At 69.8% G+C, this 19,391-nt stretch carries 15 protein-coding genes and 1 pseudogene; 7 read left to right on the plus strand and 9 right to left on the minus strand.

Going from position 1 to position 19,391, the window contains the following annotated elements:
- Positions 1 to 1,139: 1,139 nt before the first annotated feature.
- Both BLW47_RS21835 and BLW47_RS21840 read left to right on the plus strand, forming a co-directional pair.
- A pseudogene (locus tag BLW47_RS21835) lies at positions 1,140 to 1,298 on the plus strand (IS6 family transposase); the annotation flags it as partial.
- 265 nt (positions 1,299 to 1,563) lie between these two features.
- Positions 1,564 to 1,947 (plus strand): winged helix-turn-helix transcriptional regulator, encoded by a 384-nt coding sequence (locus BLW47_RS21840; RefSeq protein ID WP_091561415.1) that lies wholly within the window; start codon positions 1,564 to 1,566, stop codon positions 1,945 to 1,947.
- On the opposite strand, the gene BLW47_RS21845 is transcribed toward BLW47_RS21840, so the two are convergent.
- From BLW47_RS21845 to BLW47_RS21860, 4 genes are all read right to left on the minus strand, one after another.
- Positions 1,944 to 2,351 carry a RidA family protein gene (locus BLW47_RS21845; RefSeq protein ID WP_091561419.1) on the minus strand — a complete coding sequence of 136 codons (408 nt, stop codon included), beginning with the start codon at positions 2,349 to 2,351 and terminating at the stop codon, positions 1,944 to 1,946. The two genes, BLW47_RS21840 and BLW47_RS21845, sit on opposite strands and share 4 nt — an antisense overlap.
- 562 nt (positions 2,352 to 2,913) lie before the next feature.
- Positions 2,914 to 3,210 (minus strand): hypothetical protein, encoded by a 297-nt coding sequence (locus BLW47_RS24895; protein WP_139307402.1) that lies wholly within the window; start codon positions 3,208 to 3,210, stop codon positions 2,914 to 2,916.
- A gap of 92 nt (positions 3,211 to 3,302) precedes the next feature.
- Positions 3,303 to 3,446 carry a hypothetical protein gene (locus tag BLW47_RS25260; RefSeq protein WP_175543753.1) on the minus strand — a complete coding sequence of 48 codons (144 nt, stop codon included), beginning with the start codon at positions 3,444 to 3,446 and terminating at the stop codon, positions 3,303 to 3,305.
- Positions 3,447 to 4,231: 785 nt separating this feature from the next.
- Complete coding sequence (locus BLW47_RS21860; RefSeq protein ID WP_091561706.1) at positions 4,232 to 5,215, minus strand: NAD(P)-dependent alcohol dehydrogenase; 984 nt, start codon at positions 5,213 to 5,215, stop codon at positions 4,232 to 4,234.
- Between the two features lie 116 nt (positions 5,216 to 5,331).
- Here BLW47_RS21860 and BLW47_RS21865 point away from each other — a divergent pair, with 116 nt between their 5' ends.
- Positions 5,332 to 6,048 carry a TetR/AcrR family transcriptional regulator gene (locus BLW47_RS21865; RefSeq protein WP_091561428.1) on the plus strand — a complete coding sequence of 239 codons (717 nt, stop codon included), beginning with the start codon at positions 5,332 to 5,334 and terminating at the stop codon, positions 6,046 to 6,048.
- 151 nt (positions 6,049 to 6,199) lie between these two features.
- On the opposite strand, the gene BLW47_RS24900 is transcribed toward BLW47_RS21865, so the two are convergent.
- Positions 6,200 to 6,835: a TetR/AcrR family transcriptional regulator gene (locus tag BLW47_RS24900; protein WP_175543754.1), complete on the minus strand. Its 636-nt coding sequence runs from the start codon at positions 6,833 to 6,835 to the stop codon at positions 6,200 to 6,202.
- Positions 6,836 to 6,952: 117 nt separating this feature from the next.
- On the opposite strand from BLW47_RS24900, the gene BLW47_RS21880 reads away from it, so the two are divergent.
- Positions 6,953 to 8,584, plus strand: a complete 1,632-nt coding sequence (locus BLW47_RS21880; protein WP_091561434.1) for a methyl-accepting chemotaxis protein — start codon at positions 6,953 to 6,955, stop codon at positions 8,582 to 8,584.
- Between the two features lie 289 nt (positions 8,585 to 8,873).
- Complete coding sequence (locus BLW47_RS21885; RefSeq protein WP_139307404.1) at positions 8,874 to 9,905, plus strand: IniB N-terminal domain-containing protein; 1,032 nt, start codon at positions 8,874 to 8,876, stop codon at positions 9,903 to 9,905.
- Between the two features lie 254 nt (positions 9,906 to 10,159).
- On the opposite strand, the gene BLW47_RS21890 is transcribed toward BLW47_RS21885, so the two are convergent.
- Positions 10,160 to 11,578, minus strand: coding sequence for a glycoside hydrolase family 10 protein (locus BLW47_RS21890; protein WP_091561442.1), 1,419 nt, complete (start codon positions 11,576 to 11,578; stop codon positions 10,160 to 10,162).
- Between the two features lie 728 nt (positions 11,579 to 12,306).
- Between BLW47_RS21890 and BLW47_RS21895 the strand changes: the two genes are divergently transcribed.
- Positions 12,307 to 13,908 (plus strand): D-glucuronyl C5-epimerase family protein, encoded by a 1,602-nt coding sequence (locus tag BLW47_RS21895; RefSeq protein ID WP_091561445.1) that lies wholly within the window; start codon positions 12,307 to 12,309, stop codon positions 13,906 to 13,908.
- A gap of 281 nt (positions 13,909 to 14,189) precedes the next feature.
- Positions 14,190 to 14,741 (plus strand): acyltransferase, encoded by a 552-nt coding sequence (locus BLW47_RS21900; RefSeq protein ID WP_091561449.1) that lies wholly within the window; start codon positions 14,190 to 14,192, stop codon positions 14,739 to 14,741.
- Between the two features lie 69 nt (positions 14,742 to 14,810).
- Here the strand turns inward: BLW47_RS21900 and BLW47_RS21905 are convergent, their stop codons facing one another.
- From BLW47_RS21905 to BLW47_RS21915, 3 genes are read right to left on the minus strand one after another with little or no spacing between them, the layout of a single operon-like run.
- Positions 14,811 to 16,094, minus strand: coding sequence for a nucleotide sugar dehydrogenase (locus BLW47_RS21905; protein WP_091561451.1), 1,284 nt, complete (start codon positions 16,092 to 16,094; stop codon positions 14,811 to 14,813).
- 5 nt (positions 16,095 to 16,099) lie between these two features.
- Positions 16,100 to 17,668 carry a glycosyltransferase family 2 protein gene (locus tag BLW47_RS21910; protein ID WP_091561455.1) on the minus strand — a complete coding sequence of 523 codons (1,569 nt, stop codon included), beginning with the start codon at positions 17,666 to 17,668 and terminating at the stop codon, positions 16,100 to 16,102.
- On the minus strand, positions 17,665 to 19,227 hold the full coding sequence (locus tag BLW47_RS21915) for a glycosyltransferase family 4 protein (protein WP_091561708.1): 1,563 nt from the start codon (positions 19,225 to 19,227) through the stop codon (positions 17,665 to 17,667). Before BLW47_RS21915 ends, BLW47_RS21910 begins: the two co-directional genes overlap by 4 nt.
- Between the last annotated feature and the right edge of the window lie 164 nt (positions 19,228 to 19,391).

The following is a 19,391-nucleotide window of genomic DNA, read 5'->3' on the forward strand; positions in this document are numbered from 1 at the left end:
CAGCTCCACTCCACAACCGGAGGCCTTCGTCATCACGTCTATCTACGTCGTGTCGTCACACAACCTCAACCAACCTCCCTGGGCAGTACACCTAGCCCGTGGGCGAAACACGCCCGCCTTGGCCGACACCTTCCGCCGGCATGGAGAGCGGCAATTGCCGCTATGCTCTGCGGCTCGGTCGCCGGAGTCAGAGTCGCTGGTCGCCATCGCCCCTGGAATCCTTGTCAGTCCGATATCGTTCACTCTCGAACTTGACGTTGATCATGAATGGCGCAATTACGATCCCGATGAAGAAGATCGCGAGCGAGATCCAGGTGGACCAAGGAACTGGAAGGTAGCGCTGAGCAAGGACGTAAGGCACAATTACTCCGGCAAGTAGAGCCCATCCCAGCTTCGTTGTTACCAGCAATCTCAATCTGCCCACTTTATCACCCCCGATCCCTCCACCATGACCACTTCCCGTGCGCGTGTGTCGGTGGGCGCCCTTTACATGCTGCCACTTTGTGGGTTGGCCGACACCAACGGTTCTAGCGTTCCTGGCAAGCCAACCCATGTATGCACGGTGCCGCCCGCAAAACGAGCACCATATCCGCCCGTGAGTGCCCCTCCCGCCGTCGCCCATGCGGCACCTCGCCAGCGCAGCTCCAGCTCCTCGTGCCGGCATTTGCGACAGCGTAGCCCGCGAATCCTGCAGCCGACCGACCGCCACAAAGGAACTGCTTCACCGATGCCCGGGTCGTAGTCGCAGGGGCGTCCCGCCCAGATTCGCTAAACGGGTCGCTCATGGCGTAACAACGCGGTCTAATCTTTCGTGCTGGGCGCTAGCGACTTCGCCGCCCTACCCCGCCCAACCTGACAACCAATCCGATGACTGCAACCGTTGCCCCTGCATAAAGAACTGGGACGCCGGGACCAGGAAGTGGAATGAGTATCAAGCCGATGGCCCCGACTGCCAGACCAGCAACGAGCAGGGAACTACCTACCTTCTTCATTCGGGCTCCTTAGCGCCAGGGGGTCTGTTGCGTTGCCCGTGTCCATGTCCAGGGACCGAGGCAGCTTGACGGGTCAAGCGGTCGAGTCCTCATCGTCCCTGATCGCCGCCGAAGCCGGCGTTCACCGGGTTCCGGTTCCCCCCGAAAGTGATCGTCGCCCCGGTCGACTGGTACCTGCGCTACAACCTCTCCTACCGCGACGTGAAGGAACTCCTGGCTGAGCGCGGTGTCGAGGTCGACCACGTCACCGTGTTCCGACGGCTGCAACGGTTCGCGCCGCTGCTGGCGCACACGCCTTCATCCAGAACCTCCGCCGCGGCTGCTAAGAACGCGGGGTCGACAGTCAGCCCAAGCTCCGAATCGCTTCCGCGTTCAGCGACCCCGCCCGGCTCATCTGACGCGGACCCGACCCGGGCGTACCGCCTCTCCCGATCAGATAATGCGACGGCACCGTCGGTTGTGCGGGGGTGGCGGGTTGCTGCGGCGGTTACTCGGCGGCAGGGGCATTTCTCTGCGCCGTAAGCGGAGTCGGTCACTTGCGGTTACTGAGGACCCGATGGAGAGTTTGCCGATGGGAACCCGTCAGGAGATCGTCGCACTGCCCCCGGAGGCCGATCTGGCCCGGGCGGACTCGCTCGCCCGGGAGATTTTTTCCGACGTCGCCAACAAGTGGGCGTTGCTGCTCATCGAGTTCCTCGGGCAGCGCACGATGCGCTTCAGCGAACTGCGCGACGAGGTCGGCGGCATCAGCCACAAGATGCTGACCCAGAACCTGCGCATGCTCGAGCGCAACGGCCTGGTCGAGCGGACCGTACACGCCACGGTCCCGCCCCGGGTCGAGTACACCCTCACCGAGGCGGGCCAGGCGCTGCGCGCGGTGGTCGACGGGATGTGCGGCTGGACCCAGCGGTATCTGGGACACATCGAAGCCTCCCGCCGGCAGTTTCCCGGTTAATCCAACATCGCGGTCGCCTCCACCTCGACCAGGTGCTCGGGCACGTCCAGGGCAACGATGCCGAACAGCGACGCCGGGGCGGCCGGGGTGACGCCCAACTGCGCTGCCGCGCGGGCGATGCCATCCAGCAGCAGCGGCATCTTGTCGGGCGTCCAGTCGACGACGTGGACGGTCAACTTCACCACGTCGGCGAACGAGCCGCCGACGCCGGCCAGCGCCGTCGCCACGTTGAGATAGCACTGCTCCACCTGGGCAGCCAGATCACCGGCGCCGACCAGCGTGCCCTCGGCGTCCCAGGCGACCTGGCCCGCGATGTTGACCAGCCGTGTCCCGGTCGCCACCGACACCTGGTGGTAGATCGGGATCTCGGGCAGCCCGGCGGGGTTGACCAGGGTGACGGTCATAACGTGCTCCTTACTCTCTTCTGGTGACCCAGAAACCGTAGGAGACCAGTGCGGGGCGCGGAAGAAGGCACTTTCTCGAGCCTCAGGCACCTCGGAGTAACTTCTGGCCCGGCCTGGGCAGGGTCGGCGCCATGCTCGGCCGTGATGCGCGCGCATGTCAGCCAGCGTGGCGGCGGTGTCCGGGTATCTTGTCCAAGCGGCGATGCGACCAGTCGGTCATCTCCACGATCACCTTTGGTGTTCCGGGAGATCGTCTCTTCGACACCGAGGCGCAGTAGATTTCGGCGAAGTGCGTCGAGATTCTGTTCAAGCCGCCCAGGAAACGCAGGCCGGTGTACGGCACGATGCTGCGGTGGATCAACGCAGGGCGCAACTGGCGAAGACGCTACGGGAACTGGGGTTCTGGCAACACTTCTCCGAGGAGGACCCTGCGGCCGGAGAACAAGCGGTCACCCAAGGTGCTGAACTGTTACCAGCACATCGGCTATAGAGCGACATCAGACCAGCGAAGAATCAGGGAAGAAGAAGTTCACGCGTCGTTAAGGCGCCACCCGACGTCTAGCTACATCTGACGCGCAACCAAACGCACAAGCACCGACACGACAAGACCCGCCCCGATCATCGCCACCAAATATCCGGCCACACCGAGCAGTTTTGGCTTGAGCATCCAAAAGTTGGTCGAAAGCCGACCAGGCTGCAACCCGAGCTCTTCTGGTGGAATCGAACCGGTGAACCTGGCGTGTCGTATCATAAGAATTCCAGCGACAATCCATACGGCACCGAATGCAAGTCCATAAATCGTGGGAATTGGCTCCCTGTATTGCGCCGCCAGGCTGACTTGTGCCGTCAGAACAGGCAATGTGGCATCCTCTCTCCCTCGCCCGATAGCCCGTTCCCAGACGACCCAGGCCCTCCTGGGGCCACCCATGACCCCGAGCTTGCCGCCGAAGCTTATTCCGCCACCTTCCCAGTCGCGGCCATCAACGGTTTTACCGCTGTTATAGCATGCTGTTCGGCGATCGCGTTGCGGACGCCGGACGGCGTGGTGCCGCGGTCGAAGTTCACCACGCTCGCGGTGTTCGTGCTGACCGTCACCGGGGTCACCGCCATCTCTCCCAACCGCGCCCACGCGCATCCGACTCCTCGGAATCCCAACCCATCTAGCCGCTACCAACCCCGGGGCGGTTCAGACCGGTCGCCTTCGACGCCAGCCCGCTTCGGTACAACCAGCTCAGCGCCGTCCGACTATTCGCCAAACGAAAAGTCCCCCAAGAGACAGGCCAATTAACAACACGACCACCGCCTGCATTTGGTTCGAGGGCTCCTCGAGGTAGGAGACGACAGCGAGCACCAGGAGAACCACTGAAAGGATCAGGAGGCCCGCAGTATCGACGAACCTGTGGTGGCGGCGGACGTGCTCCCGCTCGACTTGGGCTTCAGGGCCCCTCGGGTCCCGAAAGATGAAGGGCCAATAACCCAACAACAGAACTCCCAATAGGCCCAACAATCCAAGCCACCAGGACACCACCCCCACCTCCAACCGCCCAAACTGACGTAGCGCGGCAAGATCAACGTACCATCGGCCAGCCCTCAGAACTATTGGGAAGGCCAGTGGTTCGCCACCTCCAGGGACCGATCGTGGCCGCCGCGCGCTTTGGCCGCCATCGCGATGTGGAGCGGATGTAATCCCCACTCAAGGACAAATGTTTGCCTTTCCGGTCTTGATGCTTCGCACCTTCCGTGGAGTCTTGCGGTGGGCGCCACCTTGACCCGTGCACCGGAACGCGGGTCGCTGCACCGCCCACTGCGTGGCGCCGAGCCACCCGTACCGCTGCGCCCCAACATCATCGCCCTTGCGTGGCGGCGCGTACTCGGGCAGGTCAGACGGTGATGACGACTTTCGCTCGCGCGTGCTCACCTTCGAGGTACGCGATGGCTTGGGGCACCTCGTGCAGCGGATAGGTCCGGTCGATGACCGGGGTCAGGCGGCCGGCCTCGGCGTGGGCGCGGAGCGTGTCGAGGTGCTGCCGGCTGGGTGCCGCCGTGAGTGTGACGATGCGATGTCGAACGAAGGGCGCCACCAGCCGCCCGCGCGCGATGAGCCAGACCGGTCCGATGAGGCTGCCGCCGCGGTACACGCCGCCGCCGGAGAGCACCAGCGTCCCGGTCGGGGTCAACGGCCGCCGGAGCGCGGTGAGTGAACGGTTGCCGACCAGGTCGAGGACGACGTCGTGGCGGCGGGTGTCGCGGGTGAAGTCGTCGCGGGTGTAATCGACGACGTGGTCGGCACCGAGTGAGCAGACCAGGTCGACATTGCGGCTGCTACACACCCCGGTCACGGTCGCGCCGAGCGCCTTGGCCAGTTGGACGGCCAGGGTGCCGACGCCGCCGGAGGCGCCGTTGATGAGAACGCGGTGGCCGGGCTCGACCTGCCCGACGTCGCGCAGTCCCATGAGTGCGGTGATACCGGCCAGCGGCAGGGCGGCCGCCTGCTGCGGCGTCAGGTTCGCCGGCTTGGCCGCGACCAACGTCTCGCGCACGCATACGTACTCGGCGAACGCGCCGTTGGCGTCGCCGAGATCACCGAAGACGGCGTCGCCGGGGCGCAGCTGTCGAACGTGGGCGCCAACGGCCGCAACGCGGCCGGCGAAGTCCCGGCCACGGATGCGCGCCCGAGGCCGTGACCGGCCCAGGGCCAACCGCGCCATCAGTGGATCGCCGCGCATGACATGCCAGTCGTAGGCGTTGAGCGCGGCGGCCTCCACCCGCACGAGCACCTCGTCCGCGGCAGGCACCGGCGCGTCGACGTCCGCGAGCATGAGCGTTCCCGGCGGGCCGTATCGATCTTGGACAATCGCTTTCATCGTCCCCTCCTCCAGGTGTACGGCGTACACTTCCCGTGAAGTCAACGTAGGTGTACGCCGTACACCTGTCAAGAGGGTTATGGTTCAACCCCCGCCAGAAGAAGACAAGGACCGAGATGCCCGAGCAGGCTGAGACGCTGCGCCGGACGCCGCTGAGCAGGGACCGGATCCTGCGCGCCGCCGTCGCGCTCGCCGACGGGGCCGGGATCGAGTCCCTCAGCATGCGCAACCTCGCCCAGGAGCTGGGCGTCGTGCCGATGGCCCTCTACAAGCACGTGGCCAACAAGGACGAACTACTCGACGGCATGATCGACGTCGTCGTCGGCGAGATCGACCCGCCCGAGCCCGACGTCGACTGGAAGAACGCCGTCCGCCGCCGCATCCTCTCGGCACGGCAGGTCCTGCGGCGTCACCCCTGGGCGCCGCTCGCGATCGAGTCCCGGAACATGGCGACGCCGGCCATCCTCGCCTACCTCAACTCGATGGTCGGAACGTTCCGGGCCGGCGGATTCTCCGCGGACCTCGCGCACCACGTGATGCACGCGATGGGCAGCCGCATCCTGGGCTTCAGCCAGGAGCTGTTCGACGCCTCCCGGCGCGCCGGCCGGTCCGGCGCCACCGACCCAGAGCCGCCCGCGCCCCTACCACCGGAGATCGCGGCCAGGTTCCCGCACCTCGCGGAGATCGCAATGGCGGCGTCCCACGACGACGCATCGGTCGTCGGGCAGGGCTGCGACGACCAGTTCGAGTTCGAGTTCGCGCTGGACCTGCTGCTGGACGGCATCGAACGGCTGCGACAGCAAGGCTGGACATCGTCACACCGACCGCGGTGAGACGTCCGCACGGGCCCCGCTCTCACATCGGCCGGCCACGTTGTCTTCGGGCCGTCTTTCACCAGGTGCCGGGATCGGCGATCGCGGCCGCCGGCCGGTAGCCGCCCAGGACGGTCAAGGACTGAGCATTGCAGCAGCTGCGGCTGCCGTACTAACCGTCGCAGGTGCGGGCGAGGCCGGCGAGCAGCACGCGCAGCCCGTACTCGAATTGCTGGTCGTGGTCCTGCGTGGCGAGTTCCGCGCCGACCTCGCGGACGGTGGGCAGGAGTCGGCCCACGGAGACCTCGCTCAGCGAGCCCTCCGGCGGCCGGGCCGCGGGGTGGGTCCCGAAGTAGTCGCGAAGCTCGAACTGCAGGCTGCCCACGACGTACGCCGTGACGATCCGGTACGCCCTGGCCGTCCCGGCGGCGTCGAATCCGGCGGTGCGCAGGGCGCGGAAGCCGGCCTCGACGAAGGCGAGCGCATCCGGGGTACGCGGCGGGAAGCGTCCGATCAGCGGGGCGGCGTTCGGGTGCCGCAGCGCGCTGCGCCGCAGGCCGCACAGCATGTGTCGGATCACCGCCTGCCAGTCGAGCGTGGCGGCGGGCGGCTCGACCTCGCCGAACAACAGTTGGGTGACCGCCTCCAGCACGGCGTCCTTGTCGCGGAAGTGGTGGTAGACCGCCATCGGTCCGGTGCCGAGTTCGGTGGCCAGGCGGCGCATGGTCAGGCCGTCGATGCCCTCGGCGTCGATGACGGTGAGCGCGGCGGACGCGATGGAACGTTCGGTCAGTCGCCGTACGGGCATATCCGACCCTTTCTGTACAAACGAAATTCCTAAACGTACGGCGTACGTTTCCGACGGTACGGGTGAATCGATTCCCCCGGGTCGCCCCGACCCCGTACCTCCATCAAGGGTGATGTCATGTCCGCTCATTTCTCCGCACCGCCCGACCGCCATACACGCGGGCTGCTGGCACGACTGATCGGCGATCGTTCGCTCAACACAAAGATTTTGCTGATCATTAGCGTGATGACGGCGGTCGCTGGAACCGTCGGCGTGTTGTCAATCAACCGGATGAGCCAGCTGAACGACGAGATCACGCAGGTTTACGAGAGCGGGCTGCTGCCCGTCCAGCGCATCGACAAGGTGCTGCTGACCATCGCCGAGGCACGCCGCACCGTGGTCAACCACGCCCTGGCGATGTCCGACGAGGACAAAGACACGTACGACGAGACGATCCGGAAGCTGGACGACCAGCTCACCGCCGACCTCGACGCGTACGCGGCGAACAGCGTGGTGCCCGAGCTGGTTCCGCAGGTGCGGGAGGCGTGGGCGAGCTACGCGAAGGTCCGCGACGAGCAGATGTTGCCGGCGAGCCGGCGGGACGACATGGCCGGGTTCTCGAAGCTCCGCGACGAGGTCGCCGCGCCGCATGCCCGGAAGGCGGCGGAGGTCGCGCAGCAGATCGCCGATGCGGAGAGCGCCGGCGCGAAGCGGCGCCTGGACAACGCGCGCGCGGCGTACTCGTCGGCCCGCACCACGACGATCGTGGTCCTGGTCGCCGGCGTGTTGATCGCGCTGGTGTTCGGCCTCTACATCGCCCGGACGATCGTTGAGGCGGTCCGCAAGGTGGGGCACGTGGCGGAGGGCCTCGCCGAGGGGGACCTCACGCGCAGCGCCGGGGTACGGCAGCGTGACGAGGTCGGCCGGATGGCCGGCCAGCTCGACACGGCCACGCACCGGCTGCGGGAGGCGATCGGCCGCATCGGCGGCAACAGCGAGACGCTCGCGGGCGCCGCCCAGGAGCTGTCCACTGTGAGTACGCAGATCGCCGGCAGCGCCGACGAGGTCAGCGGGCGGGCCGGCGCGGTGGCGGCCGCCGCGGAGCAGGTCTCGCGCAATGTGGAGACGGTGTCGGCCGGCGCCGAGGAGATGGGCGCGTCGATCCGGGAGATCGCCAACAACGCGACCGACGCCGCCAAGGTGGCCCAGACCGCGGTCGAGGTGGCGGAGTCCGCGAACGCGACCGTGACCAAGCTCGGCGAGTCCAGCGGCGAGATCGGGAACGTGGTCAAGCTGATCACCTCGATCGCCGAGCAGACCAACCTGCTGGCGCTCAACGCCACGATCGAGGCGGCCCGCGCCGGCGAGCTCGGCAAGGGCTTCGCCGTTGTCGCCAGCGAGGTCAAGGACCTGGCGCAGGCGACCTCGCGGGCGACCGAGGACATCTCCGGGAAGATCGGGGCGATCCAGGGCGACGCGCAGGCGGCGGTGGAGGCGATCCGGCGCATCGCCCAGGTGATTGACAAGATCGACGGTTACTCGTCCACCATCGCCTCGGCGGTCGAGGAGCAGACCGCGACGACCAGCGAGATCAGCCGTAACGTCGCGGAGGCGGCGAGCGGCACCACCGAGATCGCCCAGAACGTCACGAACGTCGCGACGGCCGCCGGGGCGACCAGTCTCGGTGTGGGCGAGTCCCGCAAGGCCGCGGAGCAGTTGGCGCAGATGTCCAGCGAGCTGCAGCAGCTGGTTGCCGGGTTCCGGATCTGACGTACTCCGGGGGCGGCGTTCCGACGCCGCCCCCGGACACTGTCCCGTGACGCAGCGCGCACGGCCGGCGACTGTCCCGCGACGATGGCCGGCACGCCATGGGTGGTTTCGACGCCGGTCCCCTAACCCCCTAACACCAAACGCCGCTCATGCCCTAACCCGGAGGGATAAGACTGGGGTACAGCCCCCATGTCCGATACCGCCGTTTTGGCCTACGGTCGATCGGGCGTCCGGACGACGACGTTCTCCGGACGGGTCCCCAACCACACCCCTCGAGGAGACCGGCAACATGAGCTTGAGCGCTAGCACGAATTCCGGCGCCGAGGTGAACTCGACGACGAGCGTGGATTCCAGCGTCAGCGCGGGGTCCACCGCCGACCTGGGCGTAACGGCCGCCCCGCAGAGCCTGCAGGACTTCGTGCTCGGCCTGCTGACGAACGTGGACGCCCGCGCGGCGTACGACGCGGACCCGCAGGGCGTGCTGAACAGCGTGGGTCTGCACGACGTGACCCCGACCGACGTGCAGGACATCGTCCCGCTGGTCGCGGACGTCCTCCCCCTGCAGGGCGTCACCTCCCTGCTCGCCGGCGACAGCCTCGCCGCCGGCGTGAGCGGCACGATCGACGAGCTCGGGCTGCGTACGGTGAGCGGCACGCTCGCGGACACGCTGGACGGGCTCGGCCTGAGCGGCGTCACCGGCACCGTCAACGGCACGCTGGACAGCGTCAGCCTGGGCGGCGTGACCGGCACCGTCGAGGGCGCGCTGCACGGCGTCACCGGCCTGACCGGCGGGGTGATCAACGACCCGGGCACCACGCTCGACGGCGTCTCGCTCACCGGCGTCACCAAGCTGGCCGGCAGCCTCACCGGCGACCTGGACGGCACCGTGAACGGGCTCGGCCTCGGCGGCGTCACCGGCACCGTCGACCACACCGTCGCCGGGCTGGGCCTCGGCGGCGTCACCGACACGGTGAGCGGTGTGACCGGCACCGTCAGCGGCGTGACCGGCGACCTGGACGGCACCGTCGACGGGCTCGGCCTCGGCGGCGTCACCGGCACCGTCGACGCCACGCTGCACGGCGTCACCGGGACCGTCGGCGGCGTCGTCGGCGGCGTGACCGGCAACCTCGGCGGCACCGTCGACCACACCGTCGACGGGCTCGGCCTCGACGGCGTGACCGGCACCGTCAGCGGTGTCACCGGCGTCCTCGACGGCGTGACCGGTGGCGTGGCCGGCGTCGGCGGCATCACCGGCGAGCTCGGGGTGCGCGGCGACGCGCACGCCGGCGCCGACAGCGGTCTCCTGGGCGGCCTGCTCTGACCCCTTGACCTGACTCTCCTCTCCTGCGGAGGCCGGGATCGCGCTCCAGCCCGATCCCGGCCTCCGCGCTTTCTCCACGGTCCATCCGCCGGCGGGCATCAGCGCGCGTGGCGCAGAGCGGCGCGGCGGCGGGTGAGGTGCCACCGATTCGACACCACGACCCCGCAGGTTCTGCGACCTGGGTCACATGGAACGGTGCGGAGGACCGTGAGGCCCTCCGCACCGTCAGGAAACGACCCGGGGTGATACGCCCGTCAGCTCGCGCTGCAGGTCGGCGACAGGCCGGATCCGCTGCCGCTGCCCTGGAAGCCGAACTCGGTCGACTGTCCGGCGGAGAGCCGGCCGTTGTAGTTGACGTTCGAGAAGCGGACCGTGCCGCCGCTGCCGCTCGCCTGGGCGTTCCAGGTGTTCACCACGGACGTGCCGCCGGGCAGCGTGAGGCTGACTGTCCAGCCGTTGGTTCCCGAGCCGCCCGCGGTCACCCGGACGGACGCGGTGAAGCCGGTGTTCCAGGAGTTCACCGAGACCGTGGCCGAACAGCCGCCGGGCGGGTTCGTCGGCGGGTTGGTGGGCGGGTTGGTCGGCGGGTTCGTCGGCGGGTTCGTCGGCGGGTTGGTCGGTGTTGTGCCGCTGTTCAACGCGGACAGCGTCGCGTCGTACGCCGGCTTCTTGTTGCCGCTGCCGTCGAAGAGCAGCGGTGTTCCGCTGGCCCGCCACGAGTCGCTGTCGCGGATGCCCCACACCGTGATGCCGTTGCAGCGGGCGACCGCCAGGCAGTCGTTGACGACGCTGCGGTAGGTGTTGGCCTGCGTCGTGCCCGAGCCCTCGATGTCCAGCTCGGTGATCTGCACGTCGACCCCGAGCGCCGCGAAGTTCTGCAGCGTGGTGCGGTAGTTGCTCGGGTACGGCGAGCCGCTGTTGAAGTGCGACTGCAGGCCGACGCAGTCGATCGGAATGCCGCGCGACTTGAAGTCGCGGACCATGTTGTACACGGCCTGGGTCTTGGCGTGCGTCCAGTTGTCGGTGTTGTAGTCGTTGTAGCAGAGCTTCGCGCCGGGATCCGCCGCCCGCGCGGTCTGGAACGCCACCTCGATCCAGTCGTTACCGGTGCGCTGCAGGTTCGAATCCCGTCGCCCACCGCCGCTGCCGTCGGCGAACGCCTCGTTCACCACGTCCCACGAGTCGATCTTGCCCCGGTAGTACGTGGCCACCTGCCGGACGTGGTTCACCATCGCCTGGCGCAGCGCGCTGCCGCTCATGTTCTGCGCCCACCCCGGCTGCTGGGAGTGCCACGCGAGCGCGTGCCCGCGGATCTTCATCCCCCGCGCCTGGGCGTGGCTGACGATCCGATCGGCGTTGCTGAAGTTGAACTGTCCCTGCGTGGGCTCGGTCGCGTCCCACTTCATCTCGTTCTCGGCGGTCACCGAGTTGAACTCGCGATTCAAGATCGTCACGTACGTGTTGTCGCTCAGCTTGTTCGCCGCCACCGCGGTGCCGAAGTACCGGCCCTTCTCCGCGGCGGACGCGCCCAGCGTCGTGCCGGCGCTGGCGCTGCCGGTGAACGTGAAGGCCGCGGCGGCGGCGGTCAGGACGCCCACCGCGGCCGAGGCCAGCGCGAGGCGCGGGACGGCCGGTCTCCGGCGTCCGGCGTCCCGGACGGAATCGTTGCTCATAACCTGTCACCTCTCGGGGGTGATGCGGATCGTGCCTGGCGTCGACCCGCCACCACCGCGGCGCCGGGTGGGTCGCGCTGCCCGGAATGCGCGACCACCCGTCGGTCACACCGCGTCGGCGGCGAACCTCGCGATCGATCGAGACCGGTCGACTCGTTCCGAAACGTTACCGGTAACATTCCAGGTCTTCAATGTTTTCCCGTCGGCAATCCAGCCGGCTACGTGTGCGGCGATCGCGCGGACGCTGTCCCCAGCGCCGCAGCTCAACACTGACCGGAAGGGCACGCCGAGCGCTCCCTCCGACGCCGCGACGTCGGACGAGGAACGACCGAAACATTCCGTAACGGGGCGCTGGAAACGTCCGTGACGCCACCACGGCGCGGCCCGGAAGGCGCTGAGTGTTCGCCGGTCCTGGGCGCCGCCGCGCGGTCGTCGAACACGCAGGAAGATCACCCGGACCGGCAGCCTGAGATGACCGTCAGGCCCATTCGGTTATCGGCCGCACGTCCAGATCAGGCTCACGTTCACCCGTTCGGCCCGCCCGGGACCCGAACCGTGATGCGAATGTTGTTAGCGTCACGCGACCGGCGCCGTTCCTTACCTGTTGTACCTTTCGCCGCCGCGACAGCTCGAAGGGGCCCATCCCTGGCGTTCACCGCGACCGGGCTTCCACGTTCAGCGAGGACGGCACCGACCCGACAGCCCCCGGAAGATCGAAAGGTTCGGTCGTGAAGAGGAGATCCGCCGCCAAGTTCGCGGTCGTCGCCGCGGCGACCGCCGCTGCGGCCCGGAGCCTGCCCGCCAGCGCCGCCCCGGCGCCCGCAGCGGCCGGACCCGCCGATGTCGTCGGCGGCTGGTCCGACCCGTCCCCGGCCGGCGCGCCGGCCGACGCGTTCGACCCGCTCGAAGACGGCACCCCGCGCCGTCCGACCGGGACGGTCGAGACCCCCGGCCCGTCCCGGACGCGCGCCGCCCTGACCCCCAACGCCCTGCCGTTCAGCTTCAAGATGTTCGGTTACCGGCCCGTGGACGTGCCCGAGCAGTACCGGCCGTGGCGCTCGTACCGGGTGTCGCGGGTGGACAAGAACCTGCACGACGAGACCGGCGTGCGGATGTTCGAGTGGGACGGCAAGATCTGGAACCACCCGGTCGCCCAGGCACAGTGGGGCCTGCAGAATCTCAGCCAGTACCGGGTCACCGACGACGACCAATTCTTTCTCGAGCGCGCGTGCAAGCAGGCCGACCGGCTGATCGACACGCACGTGCTGCTCCGCAACGCCTGGTATTTCCCGTACCGGTTCAACTTCGCGTTGCACGAGAAGGTGATCCTGCCGGCGCCGTGGTACAGCGGCATGGCGCAGGGCGAGATCGTCAGCCTGTTCAGCCAGCTCGCCCAGATGGAGCAGCTGCCCGACGAGGATCGCGCCAGGTACCGGACCGCCGCGGACGGCGCGTTCGCCGGCCTGCTGCTGGGCCCCGAGGGCCGGCCGTGGGTGGTCCACCGCGACCGCGACCGCTACCTGTGGCTGCAGGAGTACCCGGTCGAGCCCGAGGCCAACTCCGACTACACCTACAACGGACACCTGTTCGCGACGCTCGGGCTGTGGGACTACGCGCGGATGACCGGCAGCGAGCTGGCCGCGGACCTGTTCGACGGCGCGGTCACCACCGCCGTCCGGTACGCCTCCGTGGTCCGTCACCCCGGCTGGTACTCCGGCTACTGCGCCCCGCACCGGCCGCCGCACCCCAAGTACCACCTCATCCACATCAGCCTGAACCTGCAGCTGCACTGGCTCAGCGGTCGCCCCGAGCCCGCCAAGGTCGCGGACATCTTCACCGAGGACTACCCGCCGCACGCGTTCAAGGCGACGGTCATGCTCGGCGCCGGGACCCACACCGCCTACAAGTTCAGCTCGACCGGCGCGATCACCGCGACGAAGAAGATGACCTTCGCCCGGGCGTCGTCCGCCAGCGCCGACAGCCGGATCCGGATCAAGGGTCGCGGCATCCACATCAGGATCAGCAACGGCGCCGCCGCCGGCTGGTACGTGCCCGAGTCGTACGACCGGGTGTACCTGAAGGGCCAGCACGTCGCCGCCGAGTTCCGGCCGCACCGCACGGCGGTGCTCCCCGGCGCCCGCCGCTACCCCGGATACCGGTACGACGCCGACGGCAACGTGCTCGGCTCGAAGACGGTGTCCCTCACCCGCGACTCCGCCGTCCAGTTCGACCGGCGCGCGGTGATCCGCGGCCGGACGCACTTGCGCGTCACCACCGGCGCGTTCGCCGGCTACTGGATCGCCGCGTCGGCGGTGCGCACCGACGGCTGAGGTTCCGGTGCAGCCCCCGTCCGGGCGCGGAGCGCGGGCGGTCAGACCCGAAACGACATCCGGCGGCCCGGCGGCCGATGCCCGCCCGGCCGCCGGATGTCGCCTCACACGACCACCCGGGCCCCGTGCACGGGACCACCCAGCAGCATCGCCAACCCGGGAGCCCGATAGCGTGCACTGCACTGCACTGCCGCACCCGGGAACCGGCTTCGGTTTCGCTCCGAGCGGCCCCATCCACCGACGAGCGCGGCGCTGACCGCCCCGACCCTGGAAGTTGAGCGATGACTGACCCCACCGCCGTACCCGACTCGGTCTTCGTCCACCCGACCGCCGAGGTGGACGAGGGCGCGCGCATCGGAGCGGACACGAAGATCTGGCACCTCGCGCACGTCCGGTCGACCGCGCGGATCGGGGCCGGCTGCGTCATCGGCCGGAACGTCTACGTCGACGCCGAGGTGGAGATCGGTGACCGCACCAAGGTGCAGAACAACGTCTCGGTCTACCAGGGTGTGACGCTGGAGGACGAGGTATTCGTGGGTCCCTCGGCGGTCTTCACGAACGATTTCCGGCCGCGCGCCCAGAACCCCGACTGGCAGATCACCCCGACCGTGGTGCGCAAGGGCGCCTCGATCGGCGCGAACGCGACGATCGTGTGCGGCGTGGAGATCGGGTCGTACGCGATGATCGCCGCCGGCTCCGTCGTCACCCGTGACGTCGCCCCGTACCAGCTCGTCGTCGGCAACCCCGCGCGGCCGCGCGGCTGGGTCAACGCCCGCGGCGAGGTCGTCTCCCGCGACCCGTCCACCCCGCCGTCGCCGGATCAGCTCGGCTGAACTTGCCCGACGAACACGTCGGGCCCTGGCCGGAATCGTCCGGCCAGGGCCCGATTGGTGTGCGGCGGGTCAGCCGCCGATGACGATCCGGCGCACCCCGGTCCAGCGCGCCGGGTCGGTCACCCGGCGGCCGTCGACCAGCACGGTCACGCCCGGCAGGTCGGCCGGGGCGAGGGTGCGGTACTCGGCGTGGTCGGCCTGGATGACGGCGGCGGTCACCGGCTCGCCGTCGTAGCCGGGCAGGCCGTGCGCGGCCAGCTCCTCGTTGGTGTACATCGGGTCGGAGACGTACGGCTTCGCGCCCCGCTTGCGCAGCGCCTCGACCGTCGGGAAGACGCCGGAGAAGGCCGTCTCCTTGACGCCGCCCCGGTAGGCCGCGCCCAGCACCAGCACACCCACGTCGGTCAGGTCGCCGTACGCGGCGGCGAGCAGATCGACGGCGTACTCCGGCATGGCGGCGTTGGCCTCGCGGGCCGAGCGGACCACCGTGGCGGCCGGGTCGTTCCACAGGTACATCCGCGGGTAGATCGGGATGCAGTGGCCGCCGACCGCGATGCCCGGCTGGTGGATGTGGCTGTACGGCTGGGTGTTGCAGGCCTCGATCACCTTCGTGACGTCGACCCCGGCGGTGTCGGCGAACCGGGCGAACTGGTTCGCCAGGCCGATGTTGACGTCCCGGTACGTCGTCTCGGCGAGCTTGGCCAGCTCGGACGCCTCGGCCGACCCCAGGTCCCAGACACCGTTCGGGCGGTTGAGGTCGGCCCGCTCGTCGAAGTCGAGCACCGCCTCGTAGAAGCGCACGCCGTGCTCCGCGGACGCCTCGTCGATCCCGCCCACCAGCTTCGGGTAACGGCGCAGGTCGGCGAAGACCCGGCCGGTGAGCACCCGCTCCGGGCTGAAGACCAGGTGGAAGTCCTTGCCGGCGGTGAGGCCCGAACCCTCCTCCAGCATCGGGGCCCACCGGTTGCGGGTGGTGCCCACCGGCAGCGTGGTCTCGTAGCTGACCAGGGTGCCCGGCTTGAGGCCGCGGGCGATGGCGCGGGTGGCATCGTCCATCCAGCCGAAGTCCGGCACGCCCTCGGCGTCGACGAAGAGCGGCACGACCACGACGACGGCCTCGGACTCGGCCACCGCGGAAGCGGTGTCGGTGGTCGCCGAGAGCAGCCCGGCCGCGACCGCCTCCTTGAGCTTGACGTCCAGGTCGGCCTCGCCCGGGAACGGCACGGCCCCGTCGTTGACCAGCTGGACGACCCGCTCCGAGACGTCGGCACCGATCACGCGGTGCCCCTTCGACGCGAACTGCACGGCGAGCGGCAGACCGATCTTGCCGAGTGCAACGACGCAGATGTTCATGGTTACTAGCTTCCTCCTAGTGGCAGCCTGCGCCGCAGGCGGGCCAGCACCCGGCGCGGCGTGACGGGTGCGACGGCGATGACGAGCTGGCCTTTGTGACTCGTGGTGGTGGTGACGACGTACAGCCCGGAGCCCTGGCGGCACAGCGTCCGCTGCACCGTGGCCCGCCGGGGGCCGCGCAGCGGCGCGGAGCCGACCTGGCCGAACGCCGCCAACTCGGTTCGAACGATCTTGAATTCTCCGCCCGGCCGGACGTCGGCGAGCAGGTCACGCAGCGCGAAGCGGACCCGGACGGTGGTGCCGGTGGCGTCCGGGACCGTGTCCAGGTTAGTCGCCCGGGCCGAGCCGGCCCACAGCTCCACCGTCCCGGTGACGCGCTCCGCGAGGTCGGTGCGGGGGCTCCGCGCGGTGACCACGATCCCGCGGTCGCCGCGCCGGTGGTCCCAGGCCACCGAGACGGTGTCGAGCCGGGCGAACCAGTCCGCCACCCCGTCGGTGATGTCGAACCAGTCGTCCGGCGCGCCGAGCCGCGGGTCCCGGAAGCCGGGGTAGCCGGCGAACCAGCGCTCCCCCTCCGCGACGGCCGGTGGCACGTCGCCCTCGGCGTCCTGCCGCAGCACCGCGAGCAGGTCGTCCACCCCGCCGTACCGCGCCGCACCGAGCCGCACCCGCAGCTCCGCCGGGAGCCGGTCACGCAGCGCGTCGCTCAGGTACTCCCGGGTCAGCCGCCGCACGCCCGCGGTCACCCGCTCCTGCGCCGCACGATCGAGCCGCAGGAAGTCGTTCTCCAGCAGCCGGGCGACCTCCCAGCTGAAGTGCCGCACCAGCACGGCGTCGCGGCGCTCCCCCGGCTCGATCAGCCCGGCGACGAACTCGATCAACTTCTCGGCGCACTCCAGCCGCTCCAGGTGCCGGCTGAAGTACGTGATGTTGCGGGCGTTGAGCCGGCGCACCGCGAAGTAGTAGTCGTAGTCGGAGAGCACCGAAATCCGCCGCGCCCGGAAGCACGCCTCCAGGGTGAACGGCTGGTCGCTGCCCATCGGCATGTCCTCGGGGTAGCGCAGCCCGTACTTCTCGATCAGCTCGCGCCGGAACAGCTTGGTGTTCGACAGCGACCAGGGCAGCGCGGAGTCGAAGAGACCGATCTGCGGCTCGTTCCCGGTGAAGACCGCCTGGTGGATGTTGCGGCTGTTGACGCCCACCATCCTGCCCAGCACGACGTCCGAGTCGTACCGGTCGGCCGCCTCGACCAGCCGCTCCAGCGCCTCCGGCCCGAGGTAGTCGTCGGAGCCGATGAAGAAGACGTACCGGCCGGTGGCCACGTCCAGCGCCCGGTTGCTGGGGGCGGCCGGGCCGCCGGAGTTCGCCTGGTGGATCACCCGGATCGTGTCCGGGTAGAGCCGGGCGAGCCGGTCCAGTTCCCCCCCGCTGCCGTCGGTGGACCCGTCGTCCACCGCGATGATCTCCATTCGGCCCCGGCCGATGCTCTGCTCGACCAGCGAGGTCAGGCAGGCGGTCAGGTACGGCATGGTGTTGTAGACCGCGGTCACCACCGTCACGTCCGGCACGTTCACGCGGACGCCCCCACGGAGGACTGGACGTCACCGCTCGGGGCCGGGGCGGACGGCGCGCGGCCGGGAAGCAGGCGGCGGTAGACGCCGTCCAACACCTCCGCCTGCGCCGCCCAGGTCCAGTTCTCCAGCAGCCCCGGCCGGTCGTACGCGGCGCGGTAGCGCGCCGGGTCGGCGAGCACCACCTCGACGGCCCGGACGTAGTCCGCCACGTCCTCGGCCCGGAACACCTCGCCCTGGCCGGTCTCGCGGACGGTCTCCGCCATGGTCCGCACGTCGCTGACGATCAACGGCAGCCGGGCGTGCGAGTACTCGAAGAACTTCGTGATCAGGGCGATCTCGTGGTTCGGCCAGTGCTGAATCGGGATCACCCCGGCGGACGCGCCGGACAGGAACGGCACCACCTGCCAGTGCGCCACGAACGGCAGCACGTGCACCCGGTCGGCGACGCCCAGCTCCGCCGCGCGGGCCCGCAGGCCCGCCACGTACGGGGAGTCCGGCTTGTTCACCACCAGCGCGACGTGCGTGCCCGGCAGCCGCGGCAGCGCCTCGACCATGATGCCGATGCCGCGCTTCGGCGCCGCGATGCCGCTGTAGACCAGCAGCGGAACGTCCGGCCCGACACCGCAGCGGGCCCGCAGGTCGGGCAGCGGCTCCGGGTGGTCGGCCGGCGCGTGGTCCAGCGCGGGCGCGTTCAGCACCACCGCCGGCGGCTCGGCCAGACCGTGCTCGTCGCGCAGCAGCTCGGCCAGCGCCGGTGAGACCGTCACCACGGCATCGGCGTACGGGGCGAACTCCCGCTCGTGCGCGCGGTGCGCCGGCAGCCACCGCACGTTGTCCTGCCAGGGCTGCACGCCGGGAAGGAACTCGTGCGCGTCCCAGACGAGGCGCACCTCACGCCCGGCGGCCGCCGCCCGGATCTTCGCCCGCGCCCCCACCCCGAGCATCCGGAAGTCGTTGGCGTGGATCAGGTCCGGCTTCAGCTCGTCGACCACCGGCCCGAAGGCGAGCTCGTAGTCCCACAGCCCCGGCTCGAGTCGACGCCACGCGCCGTCACCCTGGACGGCCTGCCAGAAGAGGGTGTAGGCCCGGTCCCACGGGCTGCGGAACTTGCGTCCCTTCCGGGCCCGGGTCAGTTGCCAGTAGCGGAACGACACCCAGCGCCGCAGCAGCTGCGCGGCGACCCGTTCGGCGCGCAGCGCCGCGCGCCGCGTCGCCAGCCCGCGCCCGGCCCGCCCCTGCCGGGCGGCGATCGTGAGCCCCGCCTCGCGGACCCGGAGGTCGGCCTGCCACGCCTTCACCCACTGCGCGCGGTGCGCGGCGACACCGCTCGGGGGGTACGCCAGAGGCCAGCGCAGCCAGGCCCGGCGGAACTCGTGACGGCGGCGCGCCAGCGGGTCCGGCATGGGGATCAGGCGCACCTCCGCCGGCCCGAGCCGCCAGCTGCTCGGCTGCCCGACCGGCGAACGGCCGAGCAGGATGACCTCCCAGCCCGCCTCGGCGGCCGACCGCGCGGCCTTCTGCACCCGCGAGTCGCCGTGCACGCCGTTGTCGACGAGCATCACCACCCGTCCCCGGGCGCCCGGTGCGTCGACTGCGCCGTCGCGGTCCATCCTCCGCCTCTCCCTGTGCGCCCCGGCCGGGGCCGACCCGCGTCCGCGACGGCCGGACACGCCGGCACGCCCGCGCGGAACCCCGGCGAGTGTACGGCAACCGCGGCGCGGAA

The organism is Micromonospora pattaloongensis (assembly GCF_900107255.1).
Classification (GTDB): Bacteria; Actinomycetota; Actinomycetes; order Mycobacteriales; family Micromonosporaceae; genus Micromonospora_I; species Micromonospora_I pattaloongensis.

Coding starts and splice junctions, on each gene's coding strand:
- BLW47_RS21880 (WP_091561434.1), top strand. CDS start 6,953: ATGTCCGCTCATTTCTCCGCACCGCCCGACCGCCATACACGCGGGCTG.
- BLW47_RS21900 (WP_091561449.1), top strand. CDS start 14,190: ATGACTGACCCCACCGCCGTACCCGACTCGGTCTTCGTCCACCCGACC.
- BLW47_RS24900 (WP_175543754.1), bottom strand. CDS start 6,835: ATGCCCGTACGGCGACTGACCGAACGTTCCATCGCGTCCGCCGCGCTC.
- BLW47_RS21860 (WP_091561706.1), bottom strand. CDS start 5,215: ATGAAAGCGATTGTCCAAGATCGATACGGCCCGCCGGGAACGCTCATG.
- BLW47_RS21845 (WP_091561419.1), bottom strand. CDS start 2,351: ATGACCGTCACCCTGGTCAACCCCGCCGGGCTGCCCGAGATCCCGATC.
- BLW47_RS21915 (WP_091561708.1), bottom strand. CDS start 19,227: ATGCTCGTCGACAACGGCGTGCACGGCGACTCGCGGGTGCAGAAGGCC.
- BLW47_RS21840 (WP_091561415.1), top strand. CDS start 1,564: ATGGGAACCCGTCAGGAGATCGTCGCACTGCCCCCGGAGGCCGATCTG.
- BLW47_RS21885 (WP_139307404.1), top strand. CDS start 8,874: ATGAGCTTGAGCGCTAGCACGAATTCCGGCGCCGAGGTGAACTCGACG.
- BLW47_RS21905 (WP_091561451.1), bottom strand. CDS start 16,094: ATGAACATCTGCGTCGTTGCACTCGGCAAGATCGGTCTGCCGCTCGCC.
- BLW47_RS21865 (WP_091561428.1), top strand. CDS start 5,332: ATGCCCGAGCAGGCTGAGACGCTGCGCCGGACGCCGCTGAGCAGGGAC.
- BLW47_RS21890 (WP_091561442.1), bottom strand. CDS start 11,578: ATGAGCAACGATTCCGTCCGGGACGCCGGACGCCGGAGACCGGCCGTC.